General features: G+C 66.5%; 16 protein-coding genes and 1 tRNA gene. 4 read left to right on the forward strand and 13 right to left on the reverse strand.

Annotation, left to right across the window (positions count from 1 at the left end):
* The 3 genes from BGO82_RS00165 to BGO82_RS00175 all read right to left on the reverse strand — a co-directional run.
* On the reverse strand, positions 1-560 hold a 560-nt coding region (locus BGO82_RS00165), incomplete at its 3' end, for an RlmE family RNA methyltransferase (protein WP_291303513.1).
* Positions 560-1,732: a Ppx/GppA phosphatase family protein gene (locus tag BGO82_RS00170; protein ID WP_291303514.1), complete on the reverse strand. Its 1,173-nt coding sequence runs from the start codon at positions 1,730-1,732 to the stop codon at positions 560-562. The genes BGO82_RS00170 and BGO82_RS00165, both read right to left, overlap by 1 nt.
* A 184-nt stretch (positions 1,733-1,916) precedes the next feature.
* Positions 1,917-2,309 carry a DUF2147 domain-containing protein gene (locus BGO82_RS00175; RefSeq protein ID WP_291303515.1) on the reverse strand — a complete coding sequence of 131 codons (393 nt, stop codon included), beginning with the start codon at positions 2,307-2,309 and terminating at the stop codon, positions 1,917-1,919.
* Positions 2,310-2,692: 383 nt separating this feature from the next.
* Here BGO82_RS00175 and BGO82_RS00180 point away from each other — a divergent pair.
* Positions 2,693-2,766, forward strand: a tRNA-Gln gene (locus tag BGO82_RS00180).
* Between the two features lie 124 nt (positions 2,767-2,890).
* Here BGO82_RS00180 and BGO82_RS00185 read toward each other — a convergent pair.
* From BGO82_RS00185 to BGO82_RS00220, 8 genes are all read right to left on the reverse strand, one after another.
* The gene (locus BGO82_RS00185) at positions 2,891-3,859 is read right to left on the reverse strand and encodes an NAD-dependent epimerase/dehydratase family protein (RefSeq protein ID WP_291303516.1); all 969 of its coding nucleotides are present in this window, start codon (positions 3,857-3,859) and stop codon (positions 2,891-2,893) included.
* Between the two features lie 43 nt (positions 3,860-3,902).
* Entirely contained in the window at positions 3,903-4,352 is a 450-nt protein-coding gene (locus tag BGO82_RS00190; protein WP_291303517.1) for a VOC family protein, read from the reverse strand.
* Positions 4,349-5,245 (reverse strand): ABC transporter permease, encoded by an 897-nt coding sequence (locus BGO82_RS00195; RefSeq protein ID WP_291303518.1) that lies wholly within the window; start codon positions 5,243-5,245, stop codon positions 4,349-4,351. Before BGO82_RS00195 ends, BGO82_RS00190 begins: the two co-directional genes overlap by 4 nt.
* The gene (locus tag BGO82_RS00200; protein WP_291303519.1) at positions 5,238-6,269 is read right to left on the reverse strand and encodes an ABC transporter permease; all 1,032 of its coding nucleotides are present in this window, start codon (positions 6,267-6,269) and stop codon (positions 5,238-5,240) included. Before BGO82_RS00200 ends, BGO82_RS00195 begins: the two co-directional genes overlap by 8 nt.
* Positions 6,269-7,777 carry an ABC transporter ATP-binding protein gene (locus BGO82_RS00205; protein WP_291303520.1) on the reverse strand — a complete coding sequence of 503 codons (1,509 nt, stop codon included), beginning with the start codon at positions 7,775-7,777 and terminating at the stop codon, positions 6,269-6,271. The genes BGO82_RS00200 and BGO82_RS00205 overlap by 1 nt, the downstream gene beginning before the upstream one ends.
* Before the next feature lie 60 nt (positions 7,778-7,837).
* A complete protein-coding gene (locus tag BGO82_RS00210; protein ID WP_291303521.1) occupies positions 7,838-8,848 on the reverse strand; it encodes a BMP family ABC transporter substrate-binding protein in 1,011 nt (336 codons plus the stop codon).
* A 61-nt stretch (positions 8,849-8,909) separates the two neighbouring features.
* Entirely contained in the window at positions 8,910-9,281 is a 372-nt protein-coding gene (locus BGO82_RS00215) for a nuclear transport factor 2 family protein (protein WP_291303522.1), read from the reverse strand.
* Positions 9,282-9,293: 12 nt separating this feature from the next.
* Positions 9,294-10,124, reverse strand: a complete 831-nt coding sequence (locus BGO82_RS00220) for an SDR family oxidoreductase (RefSeq protein WP_291303523.1) — start codon at positions 10,122-10,124, stop codon at positions 9,294-9,296.
* A 179-nt stretch (positions 10,125-10,303) separates the two neighbouring features.
* On the opposite strand from BGO82_RS00220, the gene BGO82_RS00225 reads away from it, so the two are divergent.
* From BGO82_RS00225 to BGO82_RS00235, 3 genes are all read left to right on the forward strand, one after another.
* Positions 10,304-11,023: a FadR/GntR family transcriptional regulator gene (locus tag BGO82_RS00225; protein ID WP_291303524.1), complete on the forward strand. Its 720-nt coding sequence runs from the start codon at positions 10,304-10,306 to the stop codon at positions 11,021-11,023.
* 21 nt (positions 11,024-11,044) lie between these two features.
* Positions 11,045-12,757, forward strand: coding sequence for a D-lactate dehydrogenase (gene dld, locus BGO82_RS00230; RefSeq protein ID WP_291303612.1), 1,713 nt, complete (start codon positions 11,045-11,047; stop codon positions 12,755-12,757).
* A gap of 85 nt (positions 12,758-12,842) precedes the next feature.
* Complete coding sequence (locus BGO82_RS00235) at positions 12,843-13,802, forward strand: nucleoside hydrolase (RefSeq protein ID WP_291303525.1); 960 nt, start codon at positions 12,843-12,845, stop codon at positions 13,800-13,802.
* Between the two features lie 74 nt (positions 13,803-13,876).
* Here the strand turns inward: BGO82_RS00235 and BGO82_RS00240 are convergent, their stop codons facing one another.
* Positions 13,877-14,554 carry a GntR family transcriptional regulator gene (locus BGO82_RS00240; RefSeq protein WP_291303526.1) on the reverse strand — a complete coding sequence of 226 codons (678 nt, stop codon included), beginning with the start codon at positions 14,552-14,554 and terminating at the stop codon, positions 13,877-13,879.
* Positions 14,538-15,626, reverse strand: coding sequence for a membrane dipeptidase (locus tag BGO82_RS00245; protein WP_291303527.1), 1,089 nt, complete (start codon positions 15,624-15,626; stop codon positions 14,538-14,540). The genes BGO82_RS00240 and BGO82_RS00245 overlap by 17 nt, the downstream gene beginning before the upstream one ends.
* Between the last annotated feature and the right edge of the window lie 21 nt (positions 15,627-15,647).

Raw genomic sequence — 15,647 nt, forward strand, 5'->3', positions numbered from 1 at the left:
AAGGCGCCGCCCGGCGCCAGGATCTGGATGGCGAAATCGGCGGCGATCTCGACCAGATGCATGATGCGCAGATGGTCGGTAGCACGGTGCCCTGTCGTCGGTGCCGCCATGTCGGACAGCACCAAATCGGCCTTGTGCCCGCCCAGCGCGTCGATCAGCAGCTGCGGGGCGTCGTCGTCGGTGAAATCCTTCTTGAGCAGGATGACGCCCTCGATCGGGTCCATGTCGAGATAGTCGATGCCGACGACCAGCGGGTGGTCCGCGGTCGAGCCGACGATCGGCGCAGCGACCTGGCTCCAGCCGCCGGGCGCGGCGCCGAGGTCGACCACGCGCATGCCCTTGTGCAGCAATTTATGCTTGTCGTTGATCTCGATCAGCTTGTAGGCGGCGCGCGAGCGCAGGCCCTCGGCCTTCGCCCGCGCCACGTAGGGATCGTTGAGCTGGCGCTGCAGCCACAGGGTCGAGCCGATCTTGCGGCCCTTGGAGGTCTTCACCCGCACCTTGAGGTCGCGGTCGGAACGGCGGCCGGTGCCGCCGCCCATGTTGGTGGTCTTGACCATCAGCGTCGCCCCGGGTTCGGCCGCCGCGCGGCCCCGCGGTCGGCGTCGATCAGCGAAATCAGGATGCCCTCGCGCAGGCCGCGATCGGCGACGCGCACGCGCTCGGTCGGCCATTCGCGGCGGATCGCCTCGAAGATGGCGCAGCCGGGCAGCACCAGATCGGCGCGGTCGCGGCCGATGCACGGATGCGCCACGCGCCGCTCGAACGGCATCGCCAGCAGCGCCTTCATGGTCGCGTCGACCTCGGCGCGCGCCATCCACAGCCCGTCGACCTTCTGCCGCTCGTAGCGCTCGAGCCCCAGATGCAGGCCGGCCAGCGTCGTCACCGTGCCGGAGGTGCCGATCAGGTGCACCGGATGGTCGGCGATCATCTGCCGCAGCTTGCCGCGCCCCTTGAACTCGCGCAGATGCCCGGCGACGTGCGCCACCATCGCCTCGAAGCTTTCTGGCGTGACGCTGACGCCGCCGAATTTCTCGGCGATCGACACCACCCCCACCGGCAGCGACTGCCAGGAGCGGATGGAAGCCGCCATGCGGCCCTGCCGGCGCGGCCGGCCGCCGCGGAAATCGAGCCAGGCCAGTTCCGACGAGCCGCCGCCGATGTCGAACATCAGCGCGCCGTCGCTCTCGGCCTCGATCAAATCGGCGCAGCCGGTCACCGCCAGCTCCGCTTCGGTCTGGCGGTCGACGATCTCGAGATCGAGCCCGGTCTCGGCCTTGATCCGGGCCACGAACTGGGCGCCGTTGCTGGCCTGGCGGCAGGCTTCGGTGGCGATCAGCCGCATGCGCGCCGGCTCGTGCTCGCGCAGCTTGTTGCGGCACTGCTTCAGCGCCTCGATGGTGCGGTCCATGGCGGCATCGCTCAACCGGCCGGTGACCGACAGCCCCTCGCCCAGCCGGACGATGCGGGTGAAGCCGTCGAGCACGCGGAAGCCGCCATCGTGCGGGCGGGCGATCAGCAGCCGGCAATTGTTGGTGCCCAGGTCGAGCGCGGCATAGACCGGCCCGCGCGGGCGGCGCGCCGGATTGAGGGCGTTGTCCTTGCGCCGCTCCGCATCACCGCGACGGGCGGCTGGCCCGTTGGCGGCGTCAGGCCGACCGGGCCCCCGCCCTCCGGCATTCTCCGCGCCCGGGGGCGCGGTTGCGGCAGCGGACCGATCGTCGTCGGTCACTCGCCAACCTGTCGTCCTGCGCGGTCGCCGCTCGCCCTCCCCCGTCGTGCGGGGCCGGCGACGGCGCCCAAGGCGCAGCCTTGTTCATACGTCCCGGAAAGCTTAGGGCAAGGTCTTGCGACATGTCAAAAGCAAAGCGCCCCGGCCGGGACCGGAGCGCCATCGCGAGGACCGCGAACCAGCCCTAGATGCGGGTGAATTCGTAGGTCTGGCAGAGGATGCCGGAGCACCCCTTGAGGGTCATGAAGTTCTTGCTGACGAGCTTCATCGTGCCGGCATAGTTGTTGCCGTTGAAGGTCACCTTGCCGGTCCAGGTGCCGTTGCCGGCGGGCTGCGCGCCGCGGACGACATAGGTGTTGAGCAAAGCGAGGTTGTCGTCGCTGCGCGCATCGGAGCGCAGCCAGACGAGCTTGGCGCAAAGCTGGCCGTCACCGCAGGAGGTCACGGTATAGCGGGCCTCGCCGGTGGTCACCTGCCACTGGCCGACGGGAGACGTGGTGGCGGCCGTGGCAAAGCTCGGGCCGACGGAAAGGAGCGCAAGCGCAGCGGCAGCGATCCAACGGAGGGGTCGTGTCATCTTAGGTCCTGTTGGCCGGCCAAAACCGGCACGATCTGGGTTGTCGAAGGGGGCAACTCAAACGCGAAGACGCGGAAACTGCCCAATAACGGAGCATCGGCCCCGTTGGTTCACCGGCGCAGATGGGGGGCAATCTGGGCACCGGGAAGGCAAAAGCCCGCCAAGGGCCTGACACATTGTCGCGCCCGCCCGTCCGGCCCCGCATTCCGGCCGTTTCCCCGGGCGTTGACGATAACCCCAAAGCGCCTGCTTTTGCGCCGCCGCGGCAGTTGATCGGGCCTCCGAATATGCTACAAGCCCGCCCGAAACGAAAAAGCGGCTCGTCTCACCTGCGCCGCTCCGGGCTCCAAACCCCTCGCTTCACCACTTCGCCATCGGCGAATTGGGGAATAGTTCAATGGTAGAACAGCGGACTCTGACTCCGTTAATCTTGGTTCGAATCCAGGTTCCCCAGCCAATCTTTTCAATGACTTAGCTGAAACCTTCACGTCGCGCGGCGATTTTCCACTCGCGTGGATTTTGGCCAGCCGCAACGCCGTCTCGGCGCAATGGAAACCCGCGTCGAGCGCAGGTGCCCAAACTCACGCGGTCATAGCGGAAGCGCGGACCTGGCCGGTGGCGATCAGGTGTCTCACCGATTCCTGGACCGCCTCGAGCGAGGCGTAGCGGGGGGAGTAGCCGAGGAGCGTGCGGCCTTTGAGGATCGAGCAGTTCGGCGAGCGGGCGATGTGGTTCCAGGTGGTTTCCGCGTCGGCGGCCTCCTGCCCTCTGGCCCATTCGTCGAACGGCAGGAAGGTCAGCTTCGGCTCGTGGCCGAACCACCGGTACATTCCCTCCGCAAAGCCCCGCATGGTGAGGGCGGCGTCGGAGACGGCATGGAAGCTCTGGCCGATGGCGGCGGGGTTTGCCAGCGCGCGGACGATGATCTGCGCGACATCGTCGGCGTGAACGTGATGCACTGTCTCGAGGCCGAAATTGGCGAGCGTCAGCGTCTCGCCAGCGGCGATGGCGTCGTAGGTCTGGGGCCGGAAATTGCCGTGCGGATTGAGCGGCACCCAGCCTTCGCCGACGATATGGCCGGGATGGATGATGGTGACGGGGAACCCCTCCATCCGGTGGCGGCGCAGCAGGTCCCGTTCGATCTCGGCTTTCTTCGTGCCATAGTCGCCGAAGGGAAATTTCACCACGTCCTCGGGCGTCGGCACGACACTGGCCGGCCCGTGCGTCCAGATCGTGCCGATATGGATGAGCTGCTCCACCCGGCCACGCAGCGCGTCGGCCAGGTGCGCGCTGCTCGGCGGATCGAAGCAGATCAGGTCGATGACGATGTCGGAATCGAGCGACGCGATCGATGCGCCGAACGCGCCGTCGCGTTCGGCGGCGCTCCGGTCCAGGGTGACCTGCCGGGCGAACCGCCAGGCCGGGTCGCGGCGATAGGGCGATGCCGCGCCGCGACTGACGGCAATCACCTCGTGCCCGTCGATGACGAGTCGCGGCACCAGATAGGTGCCGATGTGGCCGGTGGCGCCGATCACGGTTATCCTGCTCATCTGCGTATCCTCATTGCGTTGCGGCGCCGGCGATGGCTGCCGCTCAATCGATGGAGAGTCCGTCGCGATAGGCGTAGAGCTCCCAGAACGTGCCGTCCGGATCGGCAAAATAGACACCCCTGGCGTTCCAGGGCAGATCACGCGGCGGCGCGGTGAACTCGATGCCCGAGGCGCGCAGCGAACGGTAGCAATCTTCCAGCTCCGCATAGCCGCCGAGCTGCACGGCGACGAGAGCTCGTCCGCCCGCGGGCGTGCCGGGCGGCAGCGCCGCGATGTCGCGGAAGTGATCGACGCGCCAGAGCGCCAGGGTCACGCCGAGCCCGACGAAATCGGCAAAATGCGGATGCTTGCGGCGCAGCGCAAAGCCCATCCGGTCCATGTAGAACGCAACCGACCGGTCGATGTCTTCGACGAGCAGGCAGATGTCGGTGATCGGCGTCTGCCGGCCGAACGACTGGGCCGATGCGGAGGGCGCGGCGGGGGGTCGGGTCATGCGAGCTGCCTCTTGCGTTTTGCGAATGCCACCAGCGCCACGAGGGTGATGACATAGGGAAGAATGGTCGCGATCTGGTTCGGCAATCCGAACGATTGCAGGCGAAGCCCCAGCGCATCGGTCAACCCGAACAGCAGGCAGGCGAGCGCGGCGCCGACCGGGTTGTCGCGCGCCAGCATGATCGCGACCAGTGCGATCCAGCCGCGGCCGGCGGTCATGTCCTCGGAGAACAGGGTGACCGCTCCCAGCGACAATTGCGCGCCGCCGAGCCCGACCAGCGCGCCGCTCACGACCACCGTCGCGAACTGCAATTTGTCGACATCGACGCCCAGCGCCACGGCGGCTTCGGGATTTTCGCCCGCACCGCGGATCCTGAGCCCGATGGGCGTGCGGAACAGCAGTATGGTGCAAAGCACCACGATCAGCCACGACACATAGGTCACGGCCGTCTGGTTGTTGAGCACGGCTCCCCACGGCCCGAGCGCCGCGAGGCCCGGCAGGCTCAGCCGCGGGATGAGCGGGATCGCCGGATTGGTGAAGGTGCCGCTGACGCCGAAGACCAGGCGCAGGAAATAGGCCGTCATGCCGGATGCCAGCAGGTTCATGCCGATGCACAGGACGACCGGATTGCCGCGAAACCAGGTGCTGCCCGCGGCGAGAATGACGGAGAACACCATGGTGCCCACCATCGCGGCGGCGATGCCCGCATAGGCATTGTGCGTGAAATAGCCGGCCGCCACCGCCACGAACGCCCCGACCAGCATCTGGCCTTCGAGGGCCATGTTGAAGACGCCGACCCGCGAGCAGAACACGCCCGCCATCGCCGCCAGCAGCAGCGGCGTGGCCGCCTGGATCGCCGAGTAGATCAGGAACGGCGAGATCAGATCAATCATGGCGCCCGCTCCGGCCGCCGAAGCGGAGGGTCAGCACGAGCACGATCACCGCCTGCATCATCGTGGTGAAGACCCGGGGCACGGAGGTTTCGCGCTGCATGGCGAAGCCGCCGGTCTGCAGGGCGGCAAAGAAGAAGCCTGCCAGCACCGAGGCGATCGGCTCGCCGCGGCCGACGAGGGCCGCCATGAGACCCGACCAGGTATATCCGGGGCTCAGCAGCGCCCCGTCGATGAATCGATAGAAGGCCCCCAGCACCAGGATCGCGCCGACGCTGCCGGCGATGGCGCCCGCAAAGCCCATCAGCCGCAGGGTCTGGAGGGGCGCGTTGATGCCGACATAGGAGGCGAACAGCCGGTTTTCGCCTCGCACCTGCGTCTCCAGCCCGAAGACGGTGCGCCGATCGATGAAGATCACCAGCACGCAGAGCAGGACGATGAGCACCACGCCGCCATTGACGCCGGCCAGCAACGGCAGGCGGGCGTCGAGGGGCAGTTGCGCGGTCTGCGCCAGCCCCGATCCGAGATCGCCCAGCGGACCGCTGACGAGATAGGAGGCGACGCCGGCGGCGGGATAGCCGAGCAGCAGGCTCGAGATCAGCAGCGGCACGCCGAAGCGGGTTTCGCCCCACGCCGCCAGCAGCGCCAGCATGCTCCCGGCCATCGCCCCCGCCAGCAGCGCCAGCACCAGCGCCAGAGGTCCCGGGACAGGCAGGTAGATCGCGGTCAGCGCCGCCGCGAGCGCGCCCACCACCATCTGGCCGTCGCCGCCGAGGTTGATGATGCCGGCGCGCAGCGGCACGGCCGCGACCAGCGTCATGCCGACCAGCGGCACCGCCCAGTTCAGCGTGTCGGCGATATTGGCGGGCGCCAGGCTGCCATAGACGAGCGCGCTCAAGGCGCGCAGCGGATCGACGCCCGAGAGCGCCAGCACCAGTACGGCGACGACGATGCCGACCGCCCCGGTGATCGCGGGACGCCGCAGCGATATCCAGATTTGGGCTGGCCTGCCGGTCGCCATCGTCATCAGGCGCCCTTTCCGCCGGCCATATAGAATCCGATTTCCTTTTCGTCGGTCTGCGACGCCGCCAGCTCGCGCACGATCCGGCCCTCGTAGAGCACCAGAATCCGGTCGCACAGCGCGAGCAGCTCCGGCAGCTCGGACGAGATCAGCAGCACCGCGCGGCCGGCCGAACGTTCGTCCACCAGCACGCGGTGGATATATTCGATGGCGCCGACATCGACGCCACGCGTCGGCTGCTCGACCAGAAGCACCGGCGCCTGATGGTCGAATTCGCGCGCCACGATCAGCTTCTGCAGGTTGCCGCCGGAGAGCGTCCCGACGCGGGTGTCCGGTCCCTGGATCGCCACCCCGAAGCGCTGGATCAGCGTTTCGGCATGCCGGCGCATGGCGGCGCGGTCGATCAGCCCGCGGCGCGACAGCGGCGGCGCACGATGCTTGCCCATGCTCATGTTGACATAGGCCGGCATGCCGGCGACCGAGCCGACGTCATGGCGATCCTCCGGCACGATGGCCATGCCCAACCCGCGCCGCTCGCGCAAGGACAGGTCGTTGGCCCGGGTGCCGGCGATGGTCAGGGTGCCGCCGTCGATGACGCGGCGGCCGGTGACGGCGTCGACCAGTTCGGCTTGCCCGTTGCCGGCCACGCCTGCGATACCGACGATCTCGCCGGCATGGACCGCGAACGATACTGCGTCGAGGGCGGGCTTTGCCGCATTGCCGACCATCAGCCGGTCGATTTCGAGCAGCGGCCGGCCACGCGCCGTCGCCGGCTTGACCACCTCGTGGCTGACCTCGCGTCCCGTCATCGCACGGATGATGGCGGCGGCGGTCGTGTCGGCCGTGACCATGCGGTCGGTCACCTCGCCGCGCCGCATGACCGTGACGCGGTCCGACACCGCCATGACTTCATTGAGCTTGTGGGTCACGAACAGCAGCGTCTTGCCGCTCGCGGCAAGCTCGCGCATGATCTTCAGCAGGCCGTCGCGCTCTGCCGGCGCCAGCACCGCGGTGGGCTCGTCGAGGATCAGGATCTCCGCGTCCCGGTACAGCGCCTTGAGGATTTCGACCCGCTGCTGCATGCCGATCGGCAGCTTGCCCACCACCGCATCCGGGTCGACATCGAGATGGTGGGTGCGCGCCAGCGCTGCGACCCGTTCGCGTGCCGCCTTGCGGTCGAGCAAGGCGCCCCTCACCGGCTCCGCCCCGAAGACGATGTTCTCCCACACCGTCAGGCTGGGGAAGAGCTTGAATGCCTGATGCACCATGCCGATCCTGGCCGAGATCGCATCGAGCGTCGAAGCGAACTGCACCGGCTTGCCGCGCAGCCGGACGGTCCCCGCGCTGGGCCGGATCATGCCGAACAGGATGGCCATCAGGGTTGACTTGCCGGCGCCGTTCTCGCCCATCACGGCATGGATTTCGCCCTGACGGACGGCGAGATTGACGTCCCGGTTCGCCACCAGGTCGCCGTAGCGTTTTTCGATGTTTTCGACTTCGAGAATATTGTCCATCGAACCTGTTACCCTCGAAGCCGGATGGGTGGCCGGCCCGCACGCGGCGGGCCGGCGATGTCACTGCCCCATGGGGTCCTTGACCTTGACCTTGCCATCGATGATGTCCTGGCGGAGGGCCTTCACCCGCGCCAGCACGTCGGCGTTCTTGGAGCCGAGGCATTGCGTCTCGTCCGCCGTGCCTTCGAAGGTCGAGAGCGTCACCGCGCCTTCCTTGAGACCGAGCGAGATCTGCCGCTCCAGATGTCCGGACAACAGGGCATCGACGGCGAACACGATTCCACGATCGGGCCGCTTTTCGACATTGTCGATCACCGAGCCGGGCGCCGTGGGACACTGGTTGGCGTCGGCGCCCACCACCGTCTTGCCGGGCATGCCCTGCGCCGCATTGATGACGCCGCCGCCCGAGGCGCCCGCGGCGACAAGGATCGTATCGACATTGTCGAAGAACATGGCCGAGGCGACCTGCGAGGCGCGCGCCGGATCGGAGAAGGGATTGGCGCCGCCCACGAATTGCACGGTCCTGGTCTGCGCATCCGGGCTGGCGTATTTCACGCCATCGAGGAAGCCGTCCGTGTAGCGATGGATGAGCGGAATATCCACGCCGCCAATGGCCCCGAACGTGCCGCTGGGCTTCAGCCAGGCGGCCTCGGCACCGGCGAGGAAGCTCATCTCGTGCTCGCGGAAGAAGACGCAATAGAGATTGTCGGGCTGCTCGGCCGGACAATAGTCGACGGCGATGAAGCTCGTCTTGGGATAGGCTTTGGCGACCTCGGTCACGAGGTCGGTGAACTCGAAGCCGAGCGAGACGACGATGCTCGCGCCGTCCTTGGCGGCAGCCTCGAGGTCCCGCTTGCGGGTGATGGGATCGACGCTCTCGAAGATCTTCGCCGTGCCGCCATGTGCCGCGGCGGCCTGCTGGGTACCGGCCGCGCCCAGCTTGAGGTAGTCGTTGACCCCGAGCGGGTTGGGCGACACCATCACGATCCGGGGCGCGTCCTGAGCCTGTGCCACGGCGCTGCCGCCCAGCAGCAGCGCGATTGCCAGAACCAGCCGTTTACGCATTGTCATTGCCTTTTCCTCCTTGCCGGCCGGCGATTGAGCGTCCGGCCCCGCTTCCGCGACTTCGCGCTCACCCCATCAGCAGATCGGGGTCGAAATAGCACCGCACCTCTTCGAACTTGCCCGCGCTCACCCGGATCACGTTGATGCCGTCGAGCGGGTAGCGCTTGCCGGCGGCGTCGGTGAATACGGCCCGCCATTCCAGCGCCGCCTCGTTGCCGCGGGAGATTTCGTGGACGATCTCCACTTCGAGCCCGACGAAGCGGCGGAACGATTCCTCGTAGAAGGTGCGGATCCGCTCATGGCCGACCAGCCGGTCGCCGCGCGGCGGCACAAAAACGGCGTTCTGGTGATAGTGGGCAAGGATCGCCGGGATGTCGTGGGCGCATTCGGCGCGCCAATACGATTCGGCGATCTCGCGCGGAGACGTCAGTTCACGCATTGTCCTGTCCATTCATTGTGAAGCCGCGGTGCTGCCGACGACCACGCCCATATCCCCGAGCCCTTCAGGACCCATCGCCTGATAGCCGCCGTCCACGGGCAGGTCGGTTCCGGTGATGAAGGAGGCGTCGTCGCTAAGCAGGAAAAGAACCGGGCGCGCCACCTCGTCCACTTCGCCGCAGCGTCGCAGCATGTGATAGCTGCCCCAGATCGGAGCCCATTTGTCGCGGCCGCCCGACTGCTCGGCGGCGCGCAAGACTTCCTGCGACCAGATCCAGCCGGGGCTGACGCTGTTGACCCGCACACCCCAGGACGCCAGATCCAGCGCGGCGCAGCGCGTGAGCTGCAGCACTGCGCCCTTGCTCATATTGTAGGTCCAGCGCTCCTTCTGCGCGACGACGCCCGAAATGCTGCCGATGTTGACGATCGAGCCGCCGCCCGTCGAACGCATCGCGCGGGCGGAGTGCTGGATCATGCGGGCAAAGCCGACCGGACCGACTAACAGCGAGCGCTGCCAGTCCTCGGTGGTCGCATCCATGGCGCGCGCGACGAAGGCGAAGGCGTTGTTGACCAGATGATCGACGCGGCCGAAGGTCTCCAAGGCGCGGCGGACGAGCGTTTCGCAGAACGCCTCGTCGCCCATGTCGCCCTCGACGAACAGCACCTGGCGCCCCCTGGCGGCGTGCGCCGCGGCAACGTCGGCGCCCGACGCAGACAGATCGCTGAAGACGACTGCGGCACCTTCCAGCAGCAATTGCTCGACAATGGCCGCGCCGATGCCGGCAGCGCCCCCGGTCACGATGGCCACCCTGCCCTTGAACCGATCTGCGACATGCCGCGCCATCGCGTGTCGCCCTCCCAAATTCGCGGCCGCCACCGGCCTTTGTCATTTCACCCCAAAATACACATTAGCCGGTTGTAGGGCAACCGGCTTTCTTATATCACTGTCCTCACGCTTCGCGTTCGCGTGGAGCTCGACCGCCTGGAACACCAGGGAGACTTCGATTGGCTGGGGAAGACCGCATGTCCGGGGAAAAGCGCGGGTCTTTTGGATCGCTCGGTCGGGCCGAGCCGCTGCACCTGAAGGTGGCGGCCTTGATCCTGCGCGAAATCGAAGGCGGCCAGTTCAAGCCAGGCGACAGGCTGCCGACCGAACATGACCTCGCCACCGCCTTCGATGTCAGCCGCAACGTGATTCGCGAGGCGATCGCCTGCCTGCGGGCCGACGGCGTCATCGATTCGCGCCAGGGGCTGGGCGCCTTCGTGCTGCCGCCGGAAGATCGGCAGTCGATCCGCATCGACGCGACGGCGCTGCGCGACACGTCCAATGTCCGGGGGCTGTTCGAGCTGCGTTCGATCCTCGAAATCCAGTCGGCCGGCATGGCGGCGCTGCGGCGGACCGACAGCCAGTTGCGGGATATCGCGGAGGCGCTCGAGAGCATGAGCGGCGCGGAAAAATGGTCCGCTGCCGGCATCGACGCCGATCTTGCCTTCCATCATCGCGTCGCCATGGCGACCGGCAACGACTACATCGTCACCTTTCTGCGCTTCATCGCGCAGACGATGCGGGAAACGATCCTCGAGGCGCGGCAGGCCAATGGCCTGCAGACGGTCGTCGAGGTCACGATCGCCGAGCACCGCCCGATCTACGATGCGATCGCCAGGCAGGACGAAGCGGGGGCGAAAGACGCCATGCGGCACCATATCGCCGGGGCCGCTGGGCGTCTGGGCATCGAGCTCTAGCCGGTGCCCGGCCAGACCGTCATGCACGATTTGCCCGATGCCCTGCGACGCATCGCCGGCGCTCGCCACGTGCTCACCGGCGACAGTGCGACGCGGCGCTTCCGCAAGGGCTACCGCTATGGCGACGGCCCGGTTCTTGCGGTGGTCCGGCCCGGCTCGCTGCTCGAACAATGGCGCTGCCTCAAGGCCTGCGTCGACGCCGGCGCCATCGTGATCTGCCAGGCCGCGAACACCGGCCTGACGGGAGGATCGACGCCGGACGGCGACGCCTACGACCGGCCCGTCGTCATCATCAATACATTGCGCATCAAGGCGATCGACCTCATCGCGGACGGACGCCAGGTCGTCTGCCGGCCCGGCGCGACGCTGGACCAGCTGGAAAAGGCGCTGCGCCCCGTCGGCCGCGAGCCGCATTCGGTCATCGGCTCGACCTGCATCGGCGCCTCGGTCACCGGCGGTGTCTGCAACAATTCCGGCGGCGCCCTGATCCGCCGCGGGCCGGCCTACACGCAATGCGCCCTCTTCGCCCGCGTCGATGCGGCGGGACGGCTGGAGCTGGTGAACCATCTGGGCATCGACCTGGGGCGCGATCCCGAAGAAATCCTCGGACGGCTCGACCGCGGCGCCTACACGCCGCAGGATGTGCGCGATGTGGCCGGGCGCTGGGCGTCGGACCGGGAGTATGCCGAGCATGTGCGCGACATCGCCTCGCCCGTCCCGGCCCGCTTCAACGCCGACCCGCGGCGGCATTACGAAGCGTCGGGATCGGCCGGCAAGGTCGCGGTGTTTGCCGTCCGGCTGGATACCTTCCCCGCCGATCGCGATGTTACGGTGTTCTATATCGGCAGCAACGACCACCGCGAGCTCGAGGCCATCCGCCGCCACATCCTCGGCGACTTCCGGAACCTTCCCATCGCCGGCGAATACATGCACCGGTCGGCCTACGACGCCAGCCGCGACTACGGCAAGGACCTGTTCTGGTTCGTTCGCCACTTCGGCACCGACAACGTACCGCGCGCCTATGCGTGGAAAAGCCGGTTCGACGGTCTCACCGAACGGCTGGGCCTCGGTGGCGCCGTCAGCGACCGGCTGATCCAGGCCGCCACCCGCCTGCTGCCGCACCATCTGCCGGCACGGCTCGACGCCTACCGCGATCGATTCGCCCATCATCTGCTGCTGCGCATGGACGGCGCCGGCAGCGCGGAAGCGCGCGGCTATCTCACATCGATCTTTCCGTCATCGGCGGGGGATTTCTTCGAATGCACCGGGCCGGAAGGCGAGGCTGCGTTCCTGAACCGCTTTGCGGTCGGCGGCGCCATCGTGCGCTATCGCGCCGTGCATCCGCGCACGGTCGAGGACATCGTGGCGCTGGATGTGGCGCTGCCGCGCAACACGCTCGACTGGTTCGAGACGCTGCCCCCCGAGATCGACAGCAAGCTCGAATTCAAGATGTATTGCGGGCATTTCTTCTGCCACGTCCTGCATCAGGAATATCTCGTCAAGAAGGGCGAGAACTGCCTCGAGATCGAGCAGGCGATGTGCCGGCTCCTCGATCAGCGGGGGGCCGAATATCCGGCCGAACACAATGTCGGGCATCGCTACGTCGCCAAGCCGGCGCTGCGCGAGTTCTACCGCGCGCTCGATCCAACCAACAGCTTCAACCCCGGCATCGGCCACACCAGCAGGCGGCGCGACTGGCAGGACCAGTGCGATTGCGGGGCCGCCGCAAGGTGAAGCATGGCCGATCCGCCGGAGACGGCCGGCAGTTTGAGACGCGCGCCGCGAACGACGTTCGCGCGCGCCCCAGAGGGAGATCACTATGAAGAAAGTCCTGATCGACTCCGACACCGGGCTCGACGACGCCATGGCCTTCGTCCACGGCCTGCTCTCGGACGAGATAGAGATCATCGGCGTCACCAGCGTCTTCGGCAATGGCGAGATGATCGACTGCGCCTATCACGCGATCGAAATCATCGACCTGATGGGCAAGAGCGTGCCCGTGGTCAAAGGCATCAGCGAGCCCCTGATCGGCGGCTGCGGCCCTGCCCCGCAGGTGCACGGAAAATATTCGCGCGGACCGCTCGGCAAGCTCGACCTCGAGGCGCGGATCACCCCCGGCTATGCGCCGATCTTCATCCTGGATCAGATCCGCAGCTATGGCGAAGAACTGGTGATCGTCGCCATGGGACGGCTGACCAATCTGGCGGTCGCAACCCGCCTCGATCCCGATCTCATGCGCAAGGTCGGCCAGATCTACTGGATCGGCGGGGCCATCTCGGTCTCGGGAAACACCAGCCCCGTCGCCGAGGCCAACGCCGACGGCGATCCCGAGGCGGCAAAGATCGTCTGCACCTCGAACCTGCCGCTGACCATCCTGACCCTGGACGTGACCATGCACGCCCTCATCTCGCAGGACGACATCGACCGCCTGAAGCGCGTCCGGCATCCGGGTGTGCAGCACCTCGTCAAGATCATTCCCTATTATCTGGATTTCTACGAAAGCATCTTGGGCGAGCGCGTCTGCGCCGGCCATTGCGGCCTGCTGCTCGCGCTGGTGATCGATCCGACACTCATCACCAAGACCCACCGGCTGAACGTCGACGTCGAGCTGAACGGCCGGCTGACCCGCTCCCAGCTCGTGGCCGACCGCCGAAAACTGCGCAAGCTGACCGAACCCGACACCTCCAAGGACGAGGGCGTCACCGTGATCATGCAGGCCGATGTGGCCCGCTACCACACGATGTTCATGGACGCACTTCTCGGCGCGGATCGCACATAGCGACGGACTCCAACTCCTTGGAGTGGCGCCGTTGCGCCATGACACAACGCGGCTCGCGGAGGAGCCGCCGGTCGCTACCCCTCCGGGGTTAGGAAGGGAATGCCTTCGTCCCGCACGGTGGTCAGCATCTCGATCAGAATGCGTTGCACCTTGGCGCCGTCGCGCGAACGCATGGCGTCGACGATGGCGCCGTGCCATTTGAGAGAGCGCTCCGACGCTCCGCTGCGGTGCGCGACCAAATTGCGATAGCGCGCCGTGCGTCGCCAGAGATTGGAAGCTTCGCGGCCAGCCACTTCGTTGGATGTCCGTTCGTAGACATAGTGATGAAAATCGGAGATGCCGTCCCGAAAGGCCGTTATATTAGCTGCGGCGAACGAAGCTTGCATGCGCTCGATGATGGCGCTGAGCGCATCATGATCGGCCGAGGTCGCGGTCTTGGCAAAATCGCTGAACACGTAGCCCTCGACCAGAATGCGGAAATCGTAGAGGTCGCGATATTCCTTAAGCGAAAAGCCTGCGACAATCGGACTGCGCCGTGGGATGAGTTCGATAACCCCTTCGCTGGCGAGGCGTTGGATAGCTTCACGTAGAGGTGCCCGGCTCACTCCCAGTTCACGAGCGATCTTGGCCTCGACGAGCGGCTCGCCAGGCCCCAGCGCTCCTGTCAGAATGCGGCGCGACAGCCATTCGGCAATGGCCTTCGAGACAGAAGTTGTGGCAAGAAGCGGCGCGCTTTTATCCGGCGTGTCCATTGTCTGCGCTGCCTCCCCGACGCGGCCTCAGGATTTCTGCCATAACGCGTTCGGCATTGCCGCCAATGATTTTCTTGACATCACCCTCAGAAAACTGTCGGCGCAGCAGCGTCTCGGTAATGTTGGGCAGGTAGCGCGGCGACTGCAGGTCGCTGGGGTGGATCAGCTCGATCTTCATGTTTTCGTCCACCAGCGAATTCTCCGGAAAGTGCTTGTTGAACTCCCCGAGAAACGCCGCCGAATATTTGCGCTCATCGGCGATATCAGTGCCGATGCTGACATGGTCGGGGCCCACCAGCTCGCAGATGCGCACCACGTGGTCGACATAGTCGTCCAGCGTCGTACCTTTCTTGAGACCGTCGGCCTTGAGAAAACCGGACTTGCCAACCACGCCGATCAGCCCGCCCTTGGCCGCAATGGCCTTGATCTCGCGATCCGATTTGTTCCGGATATTGTCGTTGATCGACTTGGCGCCGACATGGGTAGCCAAGATCGGCGCGCTTGAAAACTCGACCATGTCGAGGGTCGTTGGTTCGCTCACATGCGACACATCGAGACCGATACCCAACTCGTTGCAACGCTTGACGAGTTCGATTCCAAACAGGCTGAGGCCCGCCGGATGGCGCTCGCCGCAACCGTCGCCGGCGAGGCTCCGCCGCTGGTAGGTCGGCTGCAACACGCGCAAGCCAAGATCGTAGAACGCATTGATGAGGTCGATCCGGCCCTCGAGCGGGCCAATGTCCTGCCAGGCGATATACATCGCCACCTTGCCCCTGCGTTTCGCCTCGGCAGAATCGCCGGCTTTGAGTCCAAGCATGAACAGCCCCGACTCCTCGTAGAAGCGCCGCCACCGGATCATTCGCTCCATCGCCTCGGCCGCTCCGACGTCGTAGGCAAGCACGGTGTGAACTGAAGCGGTCATTCCGGAGTCGATGATCTTCTTCGCATATTCGGCATCAGCGTGCTGGATCTGCGTAGTGTCGCAGATGTTCCAGACAATATTGTCCGCCTGCAATTGCGCAGTCAGCGTCTTCAGGTCTTGCTCGGCCGAAGCGTTGGCGAGGGTGGACATCAGGAGTTCTCCTTGGTTTGG

The organism is Devosia sp. 67-54 (genome assembly GCF_001899075.1).
GTDB lineage: Bacteria > Pseudomonadota > Alphaproteobacteria > Rhizobiales > Devosiaceae > Devosia_A.

Bases quoted from the DNA above. Each gene is read 5' to 3' on its own strand.
- BGO82_RS00190 (WP_291303517.1), bottom strand. From the start codon at position 4,352: ATGACCCGACCCCCCGCCGCGCCCTCCGCATCGGCCCAGTCGTTCGGC.
- BGO82_RS00200 (WP_291303519.1), bottom strand. From the start codon at position 6,269: ATGACGATGGCGACCGGCAGGCCAGCCCAAATCTGGATATCGCTGCGG.
- BGO82_RS00185 (WP_291303516.1), bottom strand. From the start codon at position 3,859: ATGAGCAGGATAACCGTGATCGGCGCCACCGGCCACATCGGCACCTAT.
- BGO82_RS00240 (WP_291303526.1), bottom strand. From the start codon at position 14,554: ATGGACACGCCGGATAAAAGCGCGCCGCTTCTTGCCACAACTTCTGTC.
- BGO82_RS00220 (WP_291303523.1), bottom strand. From the start codon at position 10,124: ATGGCGCGGCATGTCGCAGATCGGTTCAAGGGCAGGGTGGCCATCGTG.
- BGO82_RS00235 (WP_291303525.1), top strand. From the start codon at position 12,843: ATGAAGAAAGTCCTGATCGACTCCGACACCGGGCTCGACGACGCCATG.
- BGO82_RS00195 (WP_291303518.1), bottom strand. From the start codon at position 5,245: ATGATTGATCTGATCTCGCCGTTCCTGATCTACTCGGCGATCCAGGCG.
- BGO82_RS00210 (WP_291303521.1), bottom strand. From the start codon at position 8,848: ATGACAATGCGTAAACGGCTGGTTCTGGCAATCGCGCTGCTGCTGGGC.
- BGO82_RS00205 (WP_291303520.1), bottom strand. From the start codon at position 7,777: ATGGACAATATTCTCGAAGTCGAAAACATCGAAAAACGCTACGGCGAC.
- BGO82_RS00215 (WP_291303522.1), bottom strand. From the start codon at position 9,281: ATGCGTGAACTGACGTCTCCGCGCGAGATCGCCGAATCGTATTGGCGC.
- BGO82_RS00245 (WP_291303527.1), bottom strand. From the start codon at position 15,626: ATGTCCACCCTCGCCAACGCTTCGGCCGAGCAAGACCTGAAGACGCTG.
- dld (WP_291303612.1), top strand. From the start codon at position 11,045: ATGCACGATTTGCCCGATGCCCTGCGACGCATCGCCGGCGCTCGCCAC.
- BGO82_RS00175 (WP_291303515.1), bottom strand. From the start codon at position 2,309: ATGACACGACCCCTCCGTTGGATCGCTGCCGCTGCGCTTGCGCTCCTT.
- BGO82_RS00225 (WP_291303524.1), top strand. From the start codon at position 10,304: ATGTCCGGGGAAAAGCGCGGGTCTTTTGGATCGCTCGGTCGGGCCGAG.